Origin of the sequence: Paracidovorax wautersii (assembly GCF_031453675.1) — a bacterium.
Lineage (GTDB): Bacteria > Pseudomonadota > Gammaproteobacteria > Burkholderiales > Burkholderiaceae_C > Paracidovorax.
In genome coordinates this window covers 396,025-412,210 of sequence record NZ_JAVIZX010000001.1, presented here as the reverse complement: position 1 = coordinate 412,210, position 16,186 = coordinate 396,025, and the positions used below count along the sequence as shown (strand labels likewise).

At 69.9% G+C, this 16,186-nt stretch carries 17 protein-coding genes; 8 read left to right on the top strand and 9 right to left on the bottom strand.

Annotation, left to right across the window (positions count from 1 at the left end; genetic code table 11):
- Positions 1-13: 13 nt before the first annotated feature.
- The 5 genes from QE399_RS01915 to QE399_RS01895 all read right to left on the bottom strand — a co-directional run bounded on the left by QE399_RS01915 (position 14) and on the right by QE399_RS01895 (position 4,594).
- Positions 14-892, bottom strand: a complete 879-nt coding sequence (locus QE399_RS01915) for a Crp/Fnr family transcriptional regulator (protein ID WP_309825660.1) — start codon at positions 890-892, stop codon at positions 14-16.
- A 142-nt stretch (positions 893-1,034) separates the two neighbouring features.
- Positions 1,035-1,412 (bottom strand): Gfo/Idh/MocA family oxidoreductase, encoded by a 378-nt coding sequence (locus QE399_RS01910; RefSeq protein WP_309825659.1) that lies wholly within the window; start codon positions 1,410-1,412, stop codon positions 1,035-1,037.
- 144 nt (positions 1,413-1,556) lie between these two features.
- Positions 1,557-2,582: a Bug family tripartite tricarboxylate transporter substrate binding protein gene (locus QE399_RS01905; RefSeq protein WP_309825658.1), complete on the bottom strand. Its 1,026-nt coding sequence runs from the start codon at positions 2,580-2,582 to the stop codon at positions 1,557-1,559.
- 128 nt (positions 2,583-2,710) lie between these two features.
- Positions 2,711-3,652: an RNA polymerase sigma factor RpoH gene (gene rpoH, locus QE399_RS01900; RefSeq protein WP_309825657.1), complete on the bottom strand. Its 942-nt coding sequence runs from the start codon at positions 3,650-3,652 to the stop codon at positions 2,711-2,713.
- Positions 3,653-3,922: 270 nt separating this feature from the next.
- Complete coding sequence (locus tag QE399_RS01895) at positions 3,923-4,594, bottom strand: FadR/GntR family transcriptional regulator (protein WP_309825656.1); 672 nt, start codon at positions 4,592-4,594, stop codon at positions 3,923-3,925.
- Positions 4,595-4,734: 140 nt separating this feature from the next.
- On the opposite strand from QE399_RS01895, the gene QE399_RS01890 reads away from it, so the two are divergent.
- The 3 genes from QE399_RS01890 to QE399_RS01880 all read left to right on the top strand — a co-directional run bounded on the left by QE399_RS01890 (position 4,735) and on the right by QE399_RS01880 (position 8,017).
- On the top strand, positions 4,735-5,931 hold the full coding sequence (locus QE399_RS01890; protein WP_309825655.1) for a mandelate racemase/muconate lactonizing enzyme family protein: 1,197 nt from the start codon (positions 4,735-4,737) through the stop codon (positions 5,929-5,931).
- Positions 5,932-5,967: 36 nt separating this feature from the next.
- Positions 5,968-6,927 carry a 2-hydroxyacid dehydrogenase gene (locus QE399_RS01885; RefSeq protein WP_309825653.1) on the top strand — a complete coding sequence of 320 codons (960 nt, stop codon included), beginning with the start codon at positions 5,968-5,970 and terminating at the stop codon, positions 6,925-6,927.
- 64 nt (positions 6,928-6,991) lie between these two features.
- The gene (locus QE399_RS01880) at positions 6,992-8,017 is read left to right on the top strand and encodes a Bug family tripartite tricarboxylate transporter substrate binding protein (protein ID WP_309825651.1); all 1,026 of its coding nucleotides are present in this window, start codon (positions 6,992-6,994) and stop codon (positions 8,015-8,017) included.
- Positions 8,018-8,069: 52 nt separating this feature from the next.
- Here QE399_RS01880 and QE399_RS01875 read toward each other — a convergent pair whose 3' ends face one another.
- Positions 8,070-8,561 (bottom strand): Lrp/AsnC family transcriptional regulator, encoded by a 492-nt coding sequence (locus tag QE399_RS01875; protein WP_309825650.1) that lies wholly within the window; start codon positions 8,559-8,561, stop codon positions 8,070-8,072.
- A 138-nt stretch (positions 8,562-8,699) separates the two neighbouring features.
- On the opposite strand from QE399_RS01875, the gene QE399_RS01870 reads away from it, so the two are divergent.
- On the top strand, positions 8,700-9,656 hold the full coding sequence (locus QE399_RS01870) for a DMT family transporter (protein ID WP_309825649.1): 957 nt from the start codon (positions 8,700-8,702) through the stop codon (positions 9,654-9,656).
- A gap of 82 nt (positions 9,657-9,738) precedes the next feature.
- Positions 9,739-10,101 carry a divalent-cation tolerance protein CutA gene (gene cutA, locus QE399_RS01865; RefSeq protein WP_309825648.1) on the top strand — a complete coding sequence of 121 codons (363 nt, stop codon included), beginning with the start codon at positions 9,739-9,741 and terminating at the stop codon, positions 10,099-10,101.
- A gap of 48 nt (positions 10,102-10,149) precedes the next feature.
- On the opposite strand, the gene QE399_RS01860 is transcribed toward cutA, so the two are convergent.
- Positions 10,150-10,626 carry a CYTH domain-containing protein gene (locus QE399_RS01860; protein WP_309825647.1) on the bottom strand — a complete coding sequence of 159 codons (477 nt, stop codon included), beginning with the start codon at positions 10,624-10,626 and terminating at the stop codon, positions 10,150-10,152.
- A 126-nt stretch (positions 10,627-10,752) separates the two neighbouring features.
- Between QE399_RS01860 and QE399_RS01855 the strand changes: the two genes are divergently transcribed.
- Entirely contained in the window at positions 10,753-11,103 is a 351-nt protein-coding gene (locus QE399_RS01855; RefSeq protein WP_309825646.1) for a DUF2845 domain-containing protein, read from the top strand.
- Positions 11,104-11,153: 50 nt separating this feature from the next.
- Here the strand turns inward: QE399_RS01855 and QE399_RS01850 are convergent, their stop codons facing one another.
- The gene (locus QE399_RS01850; protein ID WP_309825645.1) at positions 11,154-11,735 is read right to left on the bottom strand and encodes a TetR/AcrR family transcriptional regulator; all 582 of its coding nucleotides are present in this window, start codon (positions 11,733-11,735) and stop codon (positions 11,154-11,156) included.
- 249 nt (positions 11,736-11,984) lie between these two features.
- On the opposite strand from QE399_RS01850, the gene QE399_RS01845 reads away from it, so the two are divergent.
- The gene (locus QE399_RS01845; RefSeq protein WP_309825644.1) at positions 11,985-13,121 is read left to right on the top strand and encodes a thiolase family protein; all 1,137 of its coding nucleotides are present in this window, start codon (positions 11,985-11,987) and stop codon (positions 13,119-13,121) included.
- A 60-nt stretch (positions 13,122-13,181) separates the two neighbouring features.
- On the opposite strand, the gene ftsY is transcribed toward QE399_RS01845, so the two are convergent.
- Entirely contained in the window at positions 13,182-14,453 is a 1,272-nt protein-coding gene (gene ftsY / locus QE399_RS01840) for a signal recognition particle-docking protein FtsY (protein WP_405044057.1), read from the bottom strand.
- 174 nt (positions 14,454-14,627) lie between these two features.
- Between ftsY and QE399_RS01835 the strand changes: the two genes are divergently transcribed.
- On the top strand, positions 14,628-16,088 hold the full coding sequence (locus QE399_RS01835) for a M16 family metallopeptidase (RefSeq protein WP_309825642.1): 1,461 nt from the start codon (positions 14,628-14,630) through the stop codon (positions 16,086-16,088).
- Positions 16,089-16,186 lie beyond the last annotated feature (98 nt).

The following is a 16,186-nucleotide window of genomic DNA, read 5'->3' as shown; positions in this document are numbered from 1 at the left end:
GCGTGGCGCTTCTTCAGCCCTGGAAGGCTGCGGCCGCGGCGGGATGGCGGTGCAGCGATGGCGCCGCACGGCTGCGCCCCGCGCTGCCGGCCGCGGTACTGCGTGCCGGCGCCGCGGCGGCGGCGCGCGCTGCGGGCGGCGGGGTCTCGGTGGCCAGCGCAGCGGCCCCTGCGGCGCGCTGCGGTCGCGGCAGTTGCCGGCCCCCGCGCGAAAGCTCCACCAGTGCGTCGCGCTGGATGGCGCAGTGCCACCGGTCATGCCGCACGATGCCTTGCTGCAGCGCCAGCGCCGCCAGGGCGCGGGCGATGGTCTCGCGGGTGGTCGCCAGCAGCGAAGCCAGCACCGTGTGGCTGGGCAGGCGCACCAGCGTGCTGCGCTGGATGTCGGCCAGCTGCAGCAGCGCACCGGCGAGCTGCCCCGTCACGCCGCGCACGTGCATGATGCGCGCCCAGTCCGCCAGCCGGGAGTGGGCCTGCATCTGCTCGCGCGCCAGCTCGGTGAGGAAGTCCGCCGTCACCAGGCCACGCCGCGTCACCGCGGCCGCGTCCACCTCGCACACGCGTCCTGGCATGACGGCCACGCTGGTCAGCTCGGCGGGATGGGCCAGCAGGGCTGGCACGCCCAGGGCCTGGCCGCAGCCGGCCATGCCCACGGGCCGGTCCACGCCGTCCTCGCCACGGCGGTGCTGGATCAGCGTGCCCACTTTCACGACCTGCAGCGTCGCGTTGCCGTCGCCCTGGCGCTGCAGCACCTCGCCCTTGCGGAAACGCCGCTCCGTGATGAAGGGCGCCCAGGCTTCGCGCACCGCGTCGTCCTGGCGGCCCAGCAGGCATTGTGGCTGGCAGGCGCAGTCAGGACAGGTTTTGCGGGCCGGCTCGTCGGTATGTGTCATGGAAGAAGGGCCATCGGGTCGGGTGGCTCCGGGCGCTGCAGGCCCCGGGGCTGGGCTGTCGGCGGGGTTGGGTGGAAAATTGCCTTCAGCCCAATAGGAGCAAGCGCAATCAGCTATTGATTCAGGAGTAAAGGCGGGGCGGTCAGGCGTAGGCCAGATCGCCGTGCTTGCCGGACACATGCTGGCCGGCCGACAGCGACATCAGCAGCAGCGCGATGCGCTCATGCATGATCACCGTGTGGGTGTTGCCGCTGTCCACCATGTGCTTGCGCAGGGCGTCGCGCACGGCGCTCTGGCCGGTCACGTCGATGACGATGTCCACCGGCGTGCCGGCACCCAGCAGGTCCAGAAACTGGGTGGTGACCGCCACGCCGTGCTGGCGCGCCAGGGCGATGCCCGGCATGTCCAGATCGAGGTCGGCCACACCGGCCAGCTCGACGAAGGGAGCCTCCAGCAGCTGTTGCAAGAGGGGAGCGCCGGTCTGGCCGGCGCCGATGACAGCGATGCGGAAGGAAGGCATGCAGGGTCTCCAATGGAAACCCACAGTCTGCCGGCGGGGCCGCCGGACCGGCATGACCTACATCAATGTTGGGCTGCAGGGCAGGGTGGCCGCAGCCGTCCCGCGGGCGGTGTGCCCACCGGCTCGCTACGGCCGGGCGCGCGGCTATTCGGCGCGGATCTTCTGCTCGCGGATCACCCGGCCCATGGTGGCGGTGTCCGCCTGGATGCGGTTGGCCAGGCCTTCGGCCGAACTGCCCACCGCCTGCCAGCCCTGCTGGAACAGCTTGGCGCGGATGTCCGGGCTGCGTGCGATCTCCACGATGGCGGCCGACAGGCGGGCCCGCACGGGCGCCGGCATGGAGGCGGGCGCGGCGAAGGCGTTCCAGATCTCCAGGTTCAGATCCTTCACACCTGCTTCAGCCAGGCTGGGCACGCCGGGCGCCAGCGTGCTGCGGCCGGCGGAGGTCACGCCGATCAGGCGCAGCTTGCCCGTGCGCTCCTGGGCCAGCGCCAGCGCCGGCGGCAGCAGGGCCATCTGCAGCTGCCCGCCCAGCATGGCCGTGGCCACCTGTGGGTAGCCGGGGTAGGGCACGTGCACCGGGGCGATGCCCGCGCGGGCCTTGAGCAGCTCGGTGCCCAGGTGGCCGACGGTGCCCACGCCCGGCGTGCCGTAGCTCCAGCGGTCGCCGGCCTGGCGCGCGGCTTCCAGGAAGGCGCGTGCATCGCCGGTGGCGGGCACGCCGCTCTGGCCGACCGGCGCGGTCAGCACCAGCGGCGAGACGCCGATCAGGCTCAGCGGCGCCAGGTCCTTCTGCGGGTCGTACGGCACGGCCGGGTTGATGAGCCGAGCGATGGTCATGTTGCCGTTGATGAACAGGCCGATGGTGTGGCCGTCGGTGGCCTTGGCCACGGCGTCGGCGCCGATGTTGCCGCCCGCGCCCACCTTGTTCTCGACGATCACCGGCTGGCCGATCGCCTGCGCCAGCGGCTCCGAGAACGTGCGCGCGGTGAGGTCGGGCGAGGACCCGGGCGGAAAGCCCACGACGATGCGCAGCGGCTTGGTCGGCCAGCCCGGGGTGGCAGGCGTGGACTGCGCGACAGCGCTGCCCGCGGCTGCGGCACAGAGGGCAGAGAGCGTGATCAGCCGCAGTGCGGCGCGGCGGGTGGACAAGGGCAGGGTGCAGGGCATGGCGATGGACTCCAGGGGCCGGGCGCGGTGCGCGGGGCGTGCTGCCCGTCCGGCCATGAAAAAGGCGCGCGGCCCTGGGGGACCGCGCGCCGGATTATCGCCCCGCCCTGCAGGGCGAGGGGCAGGCGTCAGGCGTACTCGGCCAGCGCCTTCTTCATCTTCTTCATGGCGGCCACCTCGATCTGGCGGATGCGCTCGGCGCTCACGCCGTAGACCGCGGCCAGTTCGTGCAGCGTCATGCCGCCGGAGCCATCGTCGTTCACCTTGAGCCAGCGCTCTTCCACGATGCGGCGGCTGCGGTCGTCCAGGCTCTCCAGGGCCGTGGCAATGCCGTCCGTCGCCAACACGTCGCGCTGGCGGCTTTCGATCATGGCCGTGGGCTCATGGGAGCCGTCCGCCAGGTAGGCGATGGGGCCGAAGGCCTGCTCGCCGTCGTCGGATGGAGAGGGGTCCAGCAGCACGTCGCCGCCCGAGAGGCGGGTTTCCATCTCGATCACTTCCTCGCGCTTGACGTTCAGGTGCGCGGCCACGGCATCGATCTCGTGGTCGGTCAGTGTCTCGCGGTGCGTGCCAGCGTCTGCCGCAGCGGCGTCGGCCTTGAACCCCTGCTTCATCGAGCGCAGGTTGAAGAACAGCTTGCGCTGGCTCTTGGTGGTCGCCACCTTCACCATGCGCCAGTTCTTCAGGATGTACTCGTGGATCTCGGCCTTGATCCAGTGCATGGCGTAGCTCACCAGGCGCACGCCCTGGTCGGGGTCGAAGCGCTTGACGGCTTTCATCAGGCCGACGTTGCCTTCCTGGATCAGGTCGCCGTGCGGCAGGCCATAGCCCAGGTACTGGCGGGCGATGGACACGACCAGGCGCAGGTGCGACATCACCAGCCGGCCGGCAGCGTCCACGTCGTTGTTTTCCTTGAGCTGGCGCGCGTATTTCTGCTCTTCTTCGAGCGTCAGCAGGGGAAGGCGGTTGACGGCCGAGATATAGGCATCCAGATTCCCCAGGGGCGGCACGAGCGCCCAGGGGTTGGCATGCGCCAGGGTCGTCGTCGCGGTTCCAGATTGAACAGTCATTCCAGAAATCCTTTCTTCCAGGCAATCATGTTAGCACTCCGTTAGAGGGAGTGCTAAGGGACGAGTTCCCGCGAATTCGTAGGACGGAGCGGATTCCGGGTTGATGCTAAAAGTGGGCTCTAGCGCTTTTAAATCAAGCACTTGTAGCTATATTTTTGGTAGTGAAAGTGCCTGGTGGCACCTCCCAAAGCCTGCCGCTGCCGCGCTTGGCGAACACAGTGTTGCCCGAACCCCGCCTAATCGCCGCGGGCCCGGACCGGTAGATACGGCTCACTGGCCGAACAAGCGGGCGATGCCTCCGCGCAGGTGGGATTCCATGGCCTGGCGGGCGGCGGGCGCGTCCTGCTGGGCGATGGCTTGCTCGATGTGGGCGTGCTCGCGGCAGACATCGGCCAGGCGCTCGCCCCGGGGTTTGCCGGCAATGCTGCGCACCAGGCCGATGCTGAAGCGCGTCTGCGGGGCGAAGGCGGCAATCGTCATGCCGAAGAACCGGTTGCCGCAGGCCTGCGAGATCGCCTCATGGAAGGCGATGTCTTCCTCCAGCGCTTCCCGGCCGTGGGTCAGCGCCTGCTCGAACCGGTCGCGGCAGGCCCGGATGTGTTCCAGCTGGTCCGCCGTGCGCGCGAGAGCCGCGAGAGCGGCTGCCTCTCCTTCCATGCAGCAGCGGAATTCCAGGAACGCGCGGATGTCCGCGATGTGGTTCAGCGTGCCGAAGAACGGCGCCTCGCGCGTGGGCAGCGTGTCGGCCACGAAGTTGCCCGAGCCCTTGAGTGTCTGCACCAGCCCTTCGTCCCGCAGGCGGGACAGGGCTTGCCGCAGCACTGGCCGGGAGACGCCCAGCCGCTCGGCCAGCGCCGTTTCCGCCGGCATGCGTGCGCGGGGCTCGAAGCCGGGCGTGCCCAGCAGTTGCAGCAGATCGGCATAGACCTTGTCACCCAGCATCAGCGGTTGCTCTTGTCAGAAATTTACAGGGAAAACGACGGAGTGATTGCAATTGACAGCCGGATGACAGAGAAAAGACACTGTTTTCCTACCGAAACACACTGTCGCCTGTTCGCTAAAGATATAAAAAGCTGTAAACAATGTCAACCATCCGATCCCTGCGCACCTACCGGCTGCCGGACCGCCCCAGCCTGATCTGGCTGGAGCTCGCCACCGACGACGGCCTGGTCGGCCTGGGCGAAACCTTTCGCGGCGCGGCCACCGTCGATACCTGCCTGCACGAAGAGCTGGCGCCCTGGCTGCTGGGGCGCGACGCGCGGCATATCGAGGGCATCTCGCGCCATCTGCTCACGCCCTATGTGGGCTACAACAGCTCGGGCGCCGAAGTGCGTGCCGCCAGCGCGGTGGACATCGCCCTGTGGGACCTGGCCGGCCAGCGGCAGGGCGTGCCCATCTACCAAGCGCTGGGCGGCGGTGCGCGGCCCACGATTCCGGTCTACAACACCTGCGCGGGCTACGCGTTCAACACCAACGGCAAGCGCCGCGACATCGGGGCCACCGACCAGTCCGACGGCCCCTACGACGACCAGGTCGCCTTCATGCGCGACGCCGGCACGCTGGCCAAGAGCCTGCTGGCCGAGGGCTACAAGGCCATGAAGATCTGGCCGTTCGACATCTACGCACCCGCCAGCCAGGGCCACCTCATCAGCCTGCCGGACCTGGAAAAGGGCCTGGAGCCGTTCCGCCGGATCCGCGAGGCCGTGGGCAACCAGATCGAGGTGATGTGCGAGCTGCACAGCCTGTTCGGCGGGCACTCGGCGCTGCGCATCTGCCAGGCGCTGGAGGACTACGACGTGTTCTGGGTCGAAGACCCGCTGAACAAGATGGACGATGTGGCCGGCCTGGCCGACCTGCGCCGCCGCACGCGCGTGCAGATCTGCGGCAGCGAGACCCTGGGCGGGCTGCGCCCCTTCCGCGACCTGCTGGCCGGCGACGCGCTCGACGTGGTCATGCTGGACCTGGCCTGGTGCGGCGGCTTCACCGAGGGCCGCAAGATCGCCGCCCTGGCGCAGGCCTACAACCGGCCGCTGGCACCGCACGACTGCACGGGCCCCGTCACGCTGATGGCCGGGCTGCACATGGCGCTGCATGCGCCCACCGCGATCTACCAGGAGGTGGTGCGCGCCACGCTGGCCACCTGGTACCGCGACATCGTCACGCAACTGCCCGTGATCGAAGGCGGCGAGGCCCAGCCTCCCGTCGCTGCCGGGCTGGGCACGAAGCTGCAGGACAGCTTCAAGCAGCAGCCCGGGCTCATCGTGCGCGAGACCCGCTGAGTGACTCCCTTCATCCCCTCTACAGAAACGTCTTCCATGCAGATCAAGATCGTCGGACTCCACGCCCCCAACGCACCGCGCCTGCAGGCGCTGCTGGGGGCGGGCCATGAGGTGCAAGGCCTCGACCGATTTCCCGAGACAGGGGACATCGCGGCGGATGTGGTCATCAGCAACAGCATAACGGCCGACGAGGCCGCACGCCTGCGCTGCCGCCTGGTGCATGTGCCAGGCGCCGGCGCGGAGCAGATCGCGCTGGCGGCGCTACCCGCAGGCACCCCGGTGTGCAATGTGCACGGGCACGAGGTGCCGATCGCCGAATTCACGCTGCACGCCATCCTTGAGCATTCGCTGCAGCTCTGGAAGTACCCGGCGCGCCTGGATGCCGAGGCCTGGGCGCAGTCGTATGCGGCACGGCCCCAGCACGACGAGGCGCACGGCAAGACGCTCGCCATCCTGGGCTTCGGCCACATCGGGCAAGAGATCGCCCGCCGCGCCCGCGCGTTCGGCATGCACGTGATCGCCATCACGCGCAGCGGCAAGGCCCAGGCGCCGGAGCTGGCACACGAGACGGTGGCCGTGGCCGACCTCGATGCGGCGCTGCCCCGCGTGCAGCACCTGGTGGTCTGCTGCCCGCTGGACGACAGCACGCGCGGCCTGATCGGGCGGCGTCAGCTTGCGCTGCTGCCTGCGGGCGCGCTGCTGGTGAACGTGGCGCGGGCGGAGGTGGTGGATGAAGAGGCGCTGTACGACGCTCTGCACACACAGCGCCTGGGCCGTGCCGTGCTCGACGTCTGGTACCAGTACCCCCAGAAGGGACAGGCGCCGGTCGATCCCTCGCGCTGGCCGCTGCATGCCTTGCCCAACGTGCGCGCCACGCCCCATATCTCGGCCATCACGCCCGCGCTGCTGGACCGGCGCTACGCCTTCATGGCCGCCAACGTGCAGAAGCTCGCACAGGGCGAGCCGCTGGCCAACGTGATCCACGCAGGGAACTGAGCGCTGGCACAGGCGACGGTTTTCCGCGACTTCCCTCTTCCCCAAGCCATCCATGGAGACAAACATGACGACTGTGCATCCGGGCGCCCGCGCCACTTCTTCCTCTTCCCTCATCGGCCGCCGTGCGGCCCTCGGCATGGCGGCCGCCTTGGCGCTGGGCGGCGCCTCGGTGGCCGCGCACGCGCAGGACGCGGCGGGCTATCCGAACAAGATGATCCGCATCACCGTGCCCAACCCGGCGGGCGGCACGTCCGACGTGCTGGCGCGGCTGCTGGGCAAGGAGCTGGGCGATGCGCTGAAGCAGCCCGTGGTGGTGGAGAACAAGGCCGGGGCCAACGGGCACATCGGTGCCTCGTTCGTCGCCAAGTCGGCGCCTGATGGCTACAACCTGCTGCTCCTGGACATGAGCGTGCTGACCATCGGCCCGGCCGTCATGCCGCAGCTGAACTACAGCCCCACCAAGGACCTGGCGCCCATTGCCATTCCGGCCTACTCGCCGCACCTGCTGGTGGTGCGCCACGATCTGCCGGCCAAGAACATCGACGAGCTGGCCGCGTACGCCAAGAAGAGCGGCCAGCCGGTCAGCTTCGGTACGCCGCTGGCGGCCATCAGCCAACTTGCGGGCATCCAGCTGGCGCAGAACAAGGGCTTCGAATTCAACGTCATCGGCTACAAGGGCGGCGCCCAGGCGCTGGCCGATCTGGCCGGCGGGCAGATCGACTCCGCCATGGCCAGCGTGCTGGCCACCAAGCCCTTGGTGACGGGCGGCAAGGTGAAGGCGATTGCCGTCACCAGCGCCAAACCCTTCGCGGCCACGCCGGGCGTGCCCACGGTGGCATCTCAGATTCCAGACTTCGTGACGGGCTCCTGGCAGGGCCTGCTGGCGCCCGCCGGCACACCGCCCGCCATCCTCGACAAGCTGCAGGCCGAGATCCAGCGCATCGTGGCGCGGCCCGACATCAAGAAGCGCCTGGAAGAACTGGGCTCCGAGCCCACCGACATGAACCGCGCCCAGATCGCCCAGTGGATGCAGGCCGAGAGCGTGCGCTGGGGCAAGGTGGTGAAGGACCACAACATCAAGGCCGAGTGAGGCGCGACGTGCACAGCCGCGTTGTCCGCCGACCAGTCATTCAATCAATCACTCACTCGCGCGCGGGCAGCGTCAGTCCGTTGTCGGGCAGCGGCAGCGCTGTCTTGTAGCGCACCTGCTTGAGCGCGAAGCTGGAACGGATGCGCGCCACGCCCGGCGCCGTGGTCAGCTGGCGGATGAACGCCTCCAGCGCCTTGATGTCGGGCACGAGCACGCGCAGCAGGTAGTCGGCGTCTCCCGTCATCAGATAGCACTCCATCACCTCGGGCCGCGCGGCGATCGTGGCCTCGAACTGTTCCAGCGCACTCTGGAACTGCTTCTCCAGGCTCACGTGGATGAACACGTTGAGGTGCAGACCCAGGATTTCCGGGTCCAGTAGCGTGACCTGTCGCTGGATCAGGCCCAGGTCTTCCATCGCCTTCACGCGGTTGTAGCAGGGCGTGGCGGAGAGGTGCACGGCCTTGGCCAGCTCCGCATTGGTCATGCCGGCGTCCTCCTGCAGCAGGTTCAGGATGCCGATGTCCACCTTGTCCAGTTTCTTCATGGGTGAAATTGTCCATGAAGTGGCTGTTGTGTGGGGAATCTATGTTGCGTGATGGGAATTGGCAGGCAAAGAAGGATGCAATCACTGGCGGTGACTGCCTAGGATTCAGGGTTTTCCCCGACCCCTGCTACCCCTCCCATGTCCAGCCGTTCCGCCGCTCTTTCCTTCTCGATTTCTCCCTGGGGCGCGGGCACAGCCTGGGCCGTCCGCAGCAAGGTGCTGCTGCTGGCGCTCGCCATTCTGGTCTGGGGCTGCAACTGGCCGGTGATGAAGGCCGGGCTGGACCATGTGACGCCGCTGTGGTTCTCCGCGCTGCGCTTCGCCACGGGCGGGCTGTGCCTGTTCGCCATCCAGCTGGCGGCCGGCTCGCTCAAGGTGCCCACGCGCCGCGACCTGCCGCTGATCGCCAGCGTCGGCCTGGTGCAGATGATGGCCTTTACCGCGCTCGGCTCCATCGCCATGACGCAGGTGCCCGCCGGCCGCTCCGCCGTGCTGGCCTACACCACGCCGCTGTGGGTCACGCCGGTGGCCGTATGGGTGTTCCGCGAGCGGCTGTCGCGCCTGCAGTGCGGCGGGCTGGGGCTGGGGCTGCTGGGCCTGGGCGTGCTATTCAATCCGCTGGCCATGGACTGGACCAACACCGCATTGGTCCACGCCAATCTGATGCTGATGGCCGGCTCCTTCCTGTGGGGCATGACCATCCTGCACCTGCGCTACTTCAAGGCCGATTCGTCCGCCTACCAGCTGGCGCCCTGGCAGATGCTGACAGCCACCGTGCCGCTGCTGGCGCTGGCCTACGGGTTCGAGGGGCCCTTCACCGGCGACGGCAGCACGGCCTTGTGGGAGACGGTGCTGTTCGTCGGCCCGCTGGCCACGGCGTTCTGCTTCTGCGCCGTGAACGCGGCGAGCATGCAGCTGTCGGCCACGGGCATGTCCACCGCCATGCTGGGCGTGCCGGTGGTGGGGCTGCTGGCGTCCGTGCTCTTCCTTGGCGAGCCCCTGGGGCTGCCGCTGGCCCTGGGCGGGCTGTGCATCGTGGGCGGCATCCTGGTGGTGAGCCTGGGCAAAGCCCGGGCGGCACGGCGCGCCGGTTGATCCGATAGCGGGGTTTGGAGTAAAAATGGCCGCCAGCGCTTGATGGATAAGCGCAACTAGCTATCTTTTGAGGAGCATGAAGATGCCGGCCGTGGATATCGTTCCCCCTTCCGCCACCGCGCCGGTTGCCGTCGTGACCACCACCGTAGGCTCCGAGGCCGACGCCGCTCGCCTGGCCCGGGGCGCGGTGCAGGCCCGCCGCGCGGCCTGCGTGCAGGTGGAGCGCATCACCTCGCATTACGTGTGGAAGGGGCAGCAGTGCGAAGAACCCGAATGGCGCCTGGTCTGCAAGACGCTGCCCGCCACCGTGCCCGCCCTGCTGGCGTGGCTGCGCGAAGCCCATGGCTACGAGGTGCCGCAGCTGCTGGTGCGCACGGAACTGGCGGCCGCAGACTATGCGGACTGGGTGGCGCAGCAGGTGGGCGGCGGTGCTGAGCGCACTTGACGGTGGACTCTTTCGGCCGGCCGGCGCAACGGGCCGTTGTCTGGGCGCCTACCCCAGCGTCGCCGGCTGGGGAATCCGGCGGGCCTTGGCCAGCTGCGCGTTGCTGTAGCGCAGGTCCTCCGTCACTTCCGCGCCCAGCCAGGCCGGCGAGGGCGGCTGGATGCCTTCGCTGGCCAACTCGATTTCGGCCGTGACCAAGCCGGCCAGCGGGCCTTCGAAGACATCGACCTCGAAGTCGAAACCCTCCAGCGGCACGATGTAGCGCACCTTCTCCAGCGCGCCGTGGGCGCAGTGGTCGGCCAGCAGCGCCTGGGCATCGGCCAGCGGAATCGCGTATTCGAATTCGGCGCGCGACAGGCCGCGCGACGGGCCCTTGAGCGTGAGAAAACCGTCGTTGCCGGCAATGCGCACCCGCACCCACATGCCGTTGTCGGCGATGTAGCCCTGCGCCATGCGCACGCCGGTGCGGCCCGCCACGACGGAGGGGTCGGCGACGAGGTACTTGCGTTCGATTTCGATGGCCATGGCGGGTGCTGGGAAGGGGGACGGGCAGTCTACCGCGGGCATGGCGGGCTGGGCGGGGTTAAGCTTCCGGCCATGCCACTGCGCCCCCTCCTGCATCGCCTGGCCGTACGCGCGACGTCTCGCACCTTGACCGCTGCGTGGGCCGTCGCGGCGGCCTGCGCGATGGCGCCGCCGCACGCGCAGGCCTCCGAATCGATGCGCTGCAATGGCCGGCTCGTCGGCAAGGGCGAACCGCTGGTGGCGCTGCTGCAGAAGTGCGGGGAGCCGGTGTTCCGCCAGGCCGTGTGCGTGCCCATGCTGCAGTTGGGCTGGATCGCCTTGCCGTACCGTCCTTACGGCCCCGGCGCGGTGCTGGCGAACCAGTGCGTGCCCATGGAAGAGTGGACCTACGACCGCGGCGACGGCAACTTCCTGGGCGTCGTCCGCGTGCACAACGGCACCATCGAATCGGTGCGCAGCGGGCCACGGCTGCGCTGACCAGCGGCAGGCGCCGCGGGCGGCCGCTGCGCTGCGCTGACTGAGCGGCCTCAGCCTGCCGGGCGGCCCAGCAGGCGGGCGGCGGCGGCTCCGCCCCGCAGGATGTCCGCCTGCGCGCCGGGTTCAGCAACGCGCGCCAGCTGGAGGGTGCCCACCATGCAGCCGAACACGGCGCGGCCGGCGGCCAGCGGATCCCGGTGGCCGGGCGGCAGGGCCGACACGATGACGCCGATGAGATCGTCGATGGCGGCGCCGACGGCAGCCCGCGTCTCCGGCGGCCGGCGGGCGAGCTCCGGCCCGAGGGCGGTGACGGCGCAGCCGCGCTCGGGATGGGCCGCGTGGCGCGCATCCAGGTAACGGTCGATCAGTGCGTCGAGCCGGTGGCCCTCGGCAGTTTCGGCCACCGTCCGGGCCAGGGTAGCCGCGGTCTCCTTCAGCGCGGCCACCACCGCCTCGGCCACCAGGGCTTCCTTGCTGTCGAAATGGGCGTAGAAGGCACCGTTCGTCAGCCCCGCTTCCGCCATCAGCGTGGCCACCCCGGCCGCGGCGATGCCGTCACGGCGCAGCACCAGGGCCGCGGTGTCCACCATCTTCTGGCGCGTGAGTTCCTTCTGTCCGGAGGCATATCGCATCACACCACCCCTTCTTTAAAATTATGATCGTAATACAATGAACGAACGGGAGCCGGAATGCTGTTGGGGCACCCCGCTGCAGAAGGCGCACCGCCTGCCGGGCAGCGGACCGACACCCATGCGGCGTTGGTCGGACACGCCCGCAGCGCCTGGCCGCAGGGCCGCGCAGGCGCTGGCCCGGCGCGTCCGCCCCCCGGCTTCCGGATCGACTGCATCGCCATTGTTCGTTCGTCCATTCAAGGAGTTTCCATGAAAGCCGTGATCGCCTCGTATGCCCGCTCTCCCTTCCATCCGGCACGCAAGGGCGCGCTGGCGGGCACGCGCCCCGATACCCTGGCCGCGCAGGTGGTCGGCGCCCTCGTGCAGCGGGCCGACATCGACCCGGCGCTGATCGAGGACATCATCCTCGGCTGTGCCTACCCCGAGGGGCCGCAGGGCAACAACCTTGCGCGGCTGGTCGGCTTTCTTGCCGGGCTGCCCGAGCAGGTGGGCGGCATGACGATCAACCGGTTCTGCGGCTCGTCCATGTCGGCCATCCACATGGCAGCCGCGCAGATCGAGGCCGGCATGGGCGAGGCCTTCGTATGCGCCGGTGTCGAGTCGATGACCATGGTGCCCCAAGGCGGCCTGCATTTCGACCCGAGCCCGGAGCTGATGGATCGCTTCCCGCAGGCCTACATCAGCATGGGCGAGACGGCGGAGAACGTGGCGCAGCGCTACCAGGTGTCGCGCGCAGACCAGGAGCAGTTCGCGGTCGGGTCGCACCGCAAGGCCGCGGCCGCGCGGGATGCCGGCCGCCTGCGCGACGAAATCGTCCGCATCACCACGCCGGACGGCACCCAGGTCGATGAAGACGGCTGCATCCGCCCGGGCACGACGGCCGAGGCGCTCGCGGGGCTGAAGCCGGCCTTCCGCCCCGACGGCGTGGTGACGGCGGGCACCTCGTCGCCCCTGACCGACGGCGCTGCCGCCGTGCTGGTGACCAGCGAGGACTTCGCGCTGCGCAACGGATTGCAGCCGCTGGCGCGCATCCGCAGCTTCGCCACCATCGGCTGCGATCCGACCGAGATGGGCATGGGCCCCGTGCCCGCGACCCGCAAGGCGCTGGCCCGCGCGGGGCTGGACCTGGACGCCATCGACGTCGTGGAGATCAACGAGGCCTTTTCCTCGCAGGCGCTGGCGTGCATGCGCGCCCTGGGTATGGATCCGGCGAAAGCGAACCTGGATGGCGGCGGCCTGTCCATCGGCCATCCGCTGGGGGCGACCGGCGCGCGCATCACCGGCAAGGCGGCCGCGCTGCTGCAGCGCGGGCAGGGGCGCTATGCACTCTCGACGCAGTGCATCGGCGGGGGCCAGGGCATCGCGACGGTGCTCGAACGCCTGTGAGCGCGCGGAGGTCCGCCGCGGGCGGATGTGGCGGGCCCGGCCGGCACGTGCCTGCGGCGCTCAGTTCAACAGGGCCTGCGCGAACTCGCGGGCGTTGAAGGTCTCCAGGTCTTCCAGCTTCTCGCCCACGCCGATGAAGTAGACCGGCACCGGCCGCTCCTGCGCGATGGCGGCCAGCACGCCGCCCTTGGCAGTGCCGTCCAGCTTGGTGACGATCAGGCCGGTGAGCTGCAGCGCGTCGTCGAAGGCGCGCACCTGCGCCAGCGCGTTCTGGCCGGTGTTGCCGTCGATCACCAGCAGCACTTCGTGCGGCGCGGTCGCATCGGCCTTGGTGACTACGCGGCGGATCTTCTGCAGCTCCTGCATCAGGTGCAGCTGCGTGGGCAGGCGGCCCGCAGTGTCGACCAGCACCACATCCTTGTTGCGGGCCTTGCCGGCCGTGACGGCGTCGAAGCTCACGGCCGCCGGGTCGCCGCCTTCCTGGCTGACGATCTCCACCGTGTTGCGGTCGGCCCAGACGCCGAGCTGCTCGCGCGCCGCGGCGCGGAAGGTGTCGGCCGCGGCCAGCAGCACGGCGGCTCCTTCATTCGCTAGGTGCTTGGTGAGCTTGCCGATCGAGGTCGTCTTGCCCGCGCCGTTCACGCCCGCCACCATGATCACCGTGGGCGTGTACTGGCCGATGACCAGCGGCTTTTCCAGCGGGCGCAGCAGGTCGGCCAGCGCATCGGCCAGCAGGCCCTTCACGGCCGCCGGGTCGGTGGCCTTGGCTTCCTTCACACGGCGCTTGAGATCGTCCAGCAGGTGCTGCGTCGCCTTGACGCCGGTGTCGGCCATGAGCAAGGCCTCTTCCAGCTCGTCGTACAGCGCGTCGTTGATCTGCGTGCCGGTGAAGACGGTGGTGATGCTGGTGCCGGTCTTGCGCAGGCCGGACTTCAGGCGATCGAGCCAGCCCTTGCGCTCCGCAGCGGGCTCCGGGAGGGCGACTGGCATGGACGCTGGCGCGACAGACACAACGGGCTGGGGCGCGGCTGCAGGCACAGGAGCCGGGAGCGGGGCAGGGGGCGCGACAGGCGCAGGCGCCAGGATGACCGGCGTGGTAGCTGGAGCTGGGGCTGGAGCCGGGGTAGGCACAGGCATCGCCGGCGTGAAAGCGGCCGGCGCTGGTGTGGAGGCGGGTGCCGGCGCAGGAGCGGGCACCGCCACCACCGGGTCCGGCACGGAGGGAGCGGTCGGCAGTGCCACGGGCGAGGCGGCCGGTGGCGGCGCGTCGGGGGCGGCCGGCGTGGCCGGAGCGGCCTGGGGCGCCGGTGCCTTGGCGAACGGGTTGCGCAGCCAGCCCAGTCCGGCGGCAGCGGGGGCGGGCGCGGCCGCAGGGGCTGCGTCCGTCTGCGGGGCGGCGGCGGATGTGCCAGGTTCGGGCGTGGCAGCCGGCTGGTCGGCGGGGGTGTGAGGCTTTTTCTTGAAAAAACTGAACATTTGCGGGGTTCTTAGAATCGCAGCCATTCTATGAAACGCGCTATCACCCTCCTGGGCCTGCTGGCCTGCGTGCATGCCGGGGCGCAGACGTCGCCTTCGGTGCCGCCTTCCACCCCTCCCTCCACTTCCCCTGCCGCCACGGCCGGCGCCTCGCCCACGGGCGCGCAGCAGTTCACGCTCAAGAACGGTATGCAGCTGATCGTGCAGCCCGACCGGCGCGCGCCCACGGCCGTGCACATGGTCTGGGTGCGGGTGGGCGCCATCGACGAGGTGGACGGCACCTCGGGCGTGGCCCATGCGCTGGAGCACATGATGTTCAAGGGCTCCAAGACGGTGAAGCCGGGCGAGTTCTCGCGCCGGGTGGCCGCTTTGGGCGGGCAGGAAAACGCCTTCACCAGCTACGACTACACCGGCTACTACCAACAGATCCCGGCCAAGCGCCTGGGCGACGTGATGAAGCTGGAGTCCGACCGCTTCGCCAACAACCAGTGGCCGGACGACGAGTTCAAGCGCGAGATCGAGGTCATCAAGGAAGAGCGCCGCATGCGCACCGACGACCAGCCCCGCGCCGCGCTGATGGAGCAGCTGTACGCCGCCACCTTCGTCGCCTCGCCCTACCACCGCCCGGTGATCGGCTGGATGGGCGACCTGGATTCGATGACGCCACAGGACGTGCGTGACTTCCACCAGCGCTGGTACGTGCCGGCCAATGCCGTCGTGGTGGTGGCGGGCGACGTGGACCCGGCCCAGGTGCGCGCGCTGGCCGAGAAGACCTACGGCCGCATCCCCGTGCGCGCCGTGCCGGTGCGCAAGCCGCGGCCCGAGCCCGAGCAGCGCGGCCTGCGCCGCATCTGGTTCAAGGCGCCCGCCGAGCAGTCGTACGTGGCGCTGGCCTTCCGCGTGCCGACGGTGCAGCGGCTGGAGAACCTAACGGAGGCCGACCGCGACGGCCTGGCGCTGATGGTGCTGTCCGGCGTGCTCAGCGGCTACGACGGCGCACGCCTGGAGCGCGCCCTGCGCCAGGGCCCGGACCGCGTGGCCGACGGGGCCGACAGCGGCGCCTCGGTCATGGGGCGCGGCCCCAGCCTGTTCCTGCTGACAGGCGTGCCCGCCGCGGGCAAGACGCCGCAGCAGGTCGAGGAGGCCCTGCGCGCCGAGGTGACCCGCGTGGCCAAGGACGGCGTGAGCGAGGCCGAACTGTCCCGCGTGAAAACGCAGTGGGCGGCCTCCACCATCTACGCCCGCGATTCGCTGCAGAGCCAGGCAAGCGATCTGGGCAGCAACTGGGTACAGGGCTTGCCGCTGGACGCGGACGACCGCCTGCTCAAGCTGCTGCGGGACGTGACGCCGGCGCAGGTGCAGTCGGTGGCGGCGCGCTACTTCGGCGACGACCAGCTCACCGTGGGCACGCTGGTGCCCCAGCCGATCGATCCCAACGCCAAGCGGGCTGCGCCCGCCGGTGCGGACGCGGCCGGCGGCCGCGTCCATTGAAATGAACACCCCCCTGAGCGGCTGCGCCGCTTCCCCCCGCTCTCGCCGTGCTGCGCACGGCGGGCAGGGGGACGCAGCCCTCGCTGCGGGGCGGCCCT

What these genes read in the sequence shown, in the direction of transcription:
- QE399_RS01905 (WP_309825658.1), bottom strand. Translation starts at nt 2,582, where the DNA reads ATGCCCTGCACCCTGCCCTTGTCCACCCGCCGCGCCGCACTGCGGCTG.
- QE399_RS01885 (WP_309825653.1), top strand. Translation starts at nt 5,968, where the DNA reads ATGCAGATCAAGATCGTCGGACTCCACGCCCCCAACGCACCGCGCCTG.
- rpoH (WP_309825657.1), bottom strand. Translation starts at nt 3,652, where the DNA reads ATGACTGTTCAATCTGGAACCGCGACGACGACCCTGGCGCATGCCAAC.
- QE399_RS01895 (WP_309825656.1), bottom strand. Translation starts at nt 4,594, where the DNA reads ATGCTGGGTGACAAGGTCTATGCCGATCTGCTGCAACTGCTGGGCACG.
- QE399_RS01845 (WP_309825644.1), top strand. Translation starts at nt 11,985, where the DNA reads ATGAAAGCCGTGATCGCCTCGTATGCCCGCTCTCCCTTCCATCCGGCA.
- QE399_RS01835 (WP_309825642.1), top strand. Translation starts at nt 14,628, where the DNA reads ATGAAACGCGCTATCACCCTCCTGGGCCTGCTGGCCTGCGTGCATGCC.
- QE399_RS01910 (WP_309825659.1), bottom strand. Translation starts at nt 1,412, where the DNA reads ATGCCTTCCTTCCGCATCGCTGTCATCGGCGCCGGCCAGACCGGCGCT.
- QE399_RS01850 (WP_309825645.1), bottom strand. Translation starts at nt 11,735, where the DNA reads ATGCGATATGCCTCCGGACAGAAGGAACTCACGCGCCAGAAGATGGTG.
- QE399_RS01880 (WP_309825651.1), top strand. Translation starts at nt 6,992, where the DNA reads ATGACGACTGTGCATCCGGGCGCCCGCGCCACTTCTTCCTCTTCCCTC.
- QE399_RS01890 (WP_309825655.1), top strand. Translation starts at nt 4,735, where the DNA reads ATGTCAACCATCCGATCCCTGCGCACCTACCGGCTGCCGGACCGCCCC.
- QE399_RS01860 (WP_309825647.1), bottom strand. Translation starts at nt 10,626, where the DNA reads ATGGCCATCGAAATCGAACGCAAGTACCTCGTCGCCGACCCCTCCGTC.
- cutA (WP_309825648.1), top strand. Translation starts at nt 9,739, where the DNA reads ATGCCGGCCGTGGATATCGTTCCCCCTTCCGCCACCGCGCCGGTTGCC.
- QE399_RS01875 (WP_309825650.1), bottom strand. Translation starts at nt 8,561, where the DNA reads ATGAAGAAACTGGACAAGGTGGACATCGGCATCCTGAACCTGCTGCAG.
- QE399_RS01870 (WP_309825649.1), top strand. Translation starts at nt 8,700, where the DNA reads ATGTCCAGCCGTTCCGCCGCTCTTTCCTTCTCGATTTCTCCCTGGGGC.
- QE399_RS01915 (WP_309825660.1), bottom strand. Translation starts at nt 892, where the DNA reads ATGACACATACCGACGAGCCGGCCCGCAAAACCTGTCCTGACTGCGCC.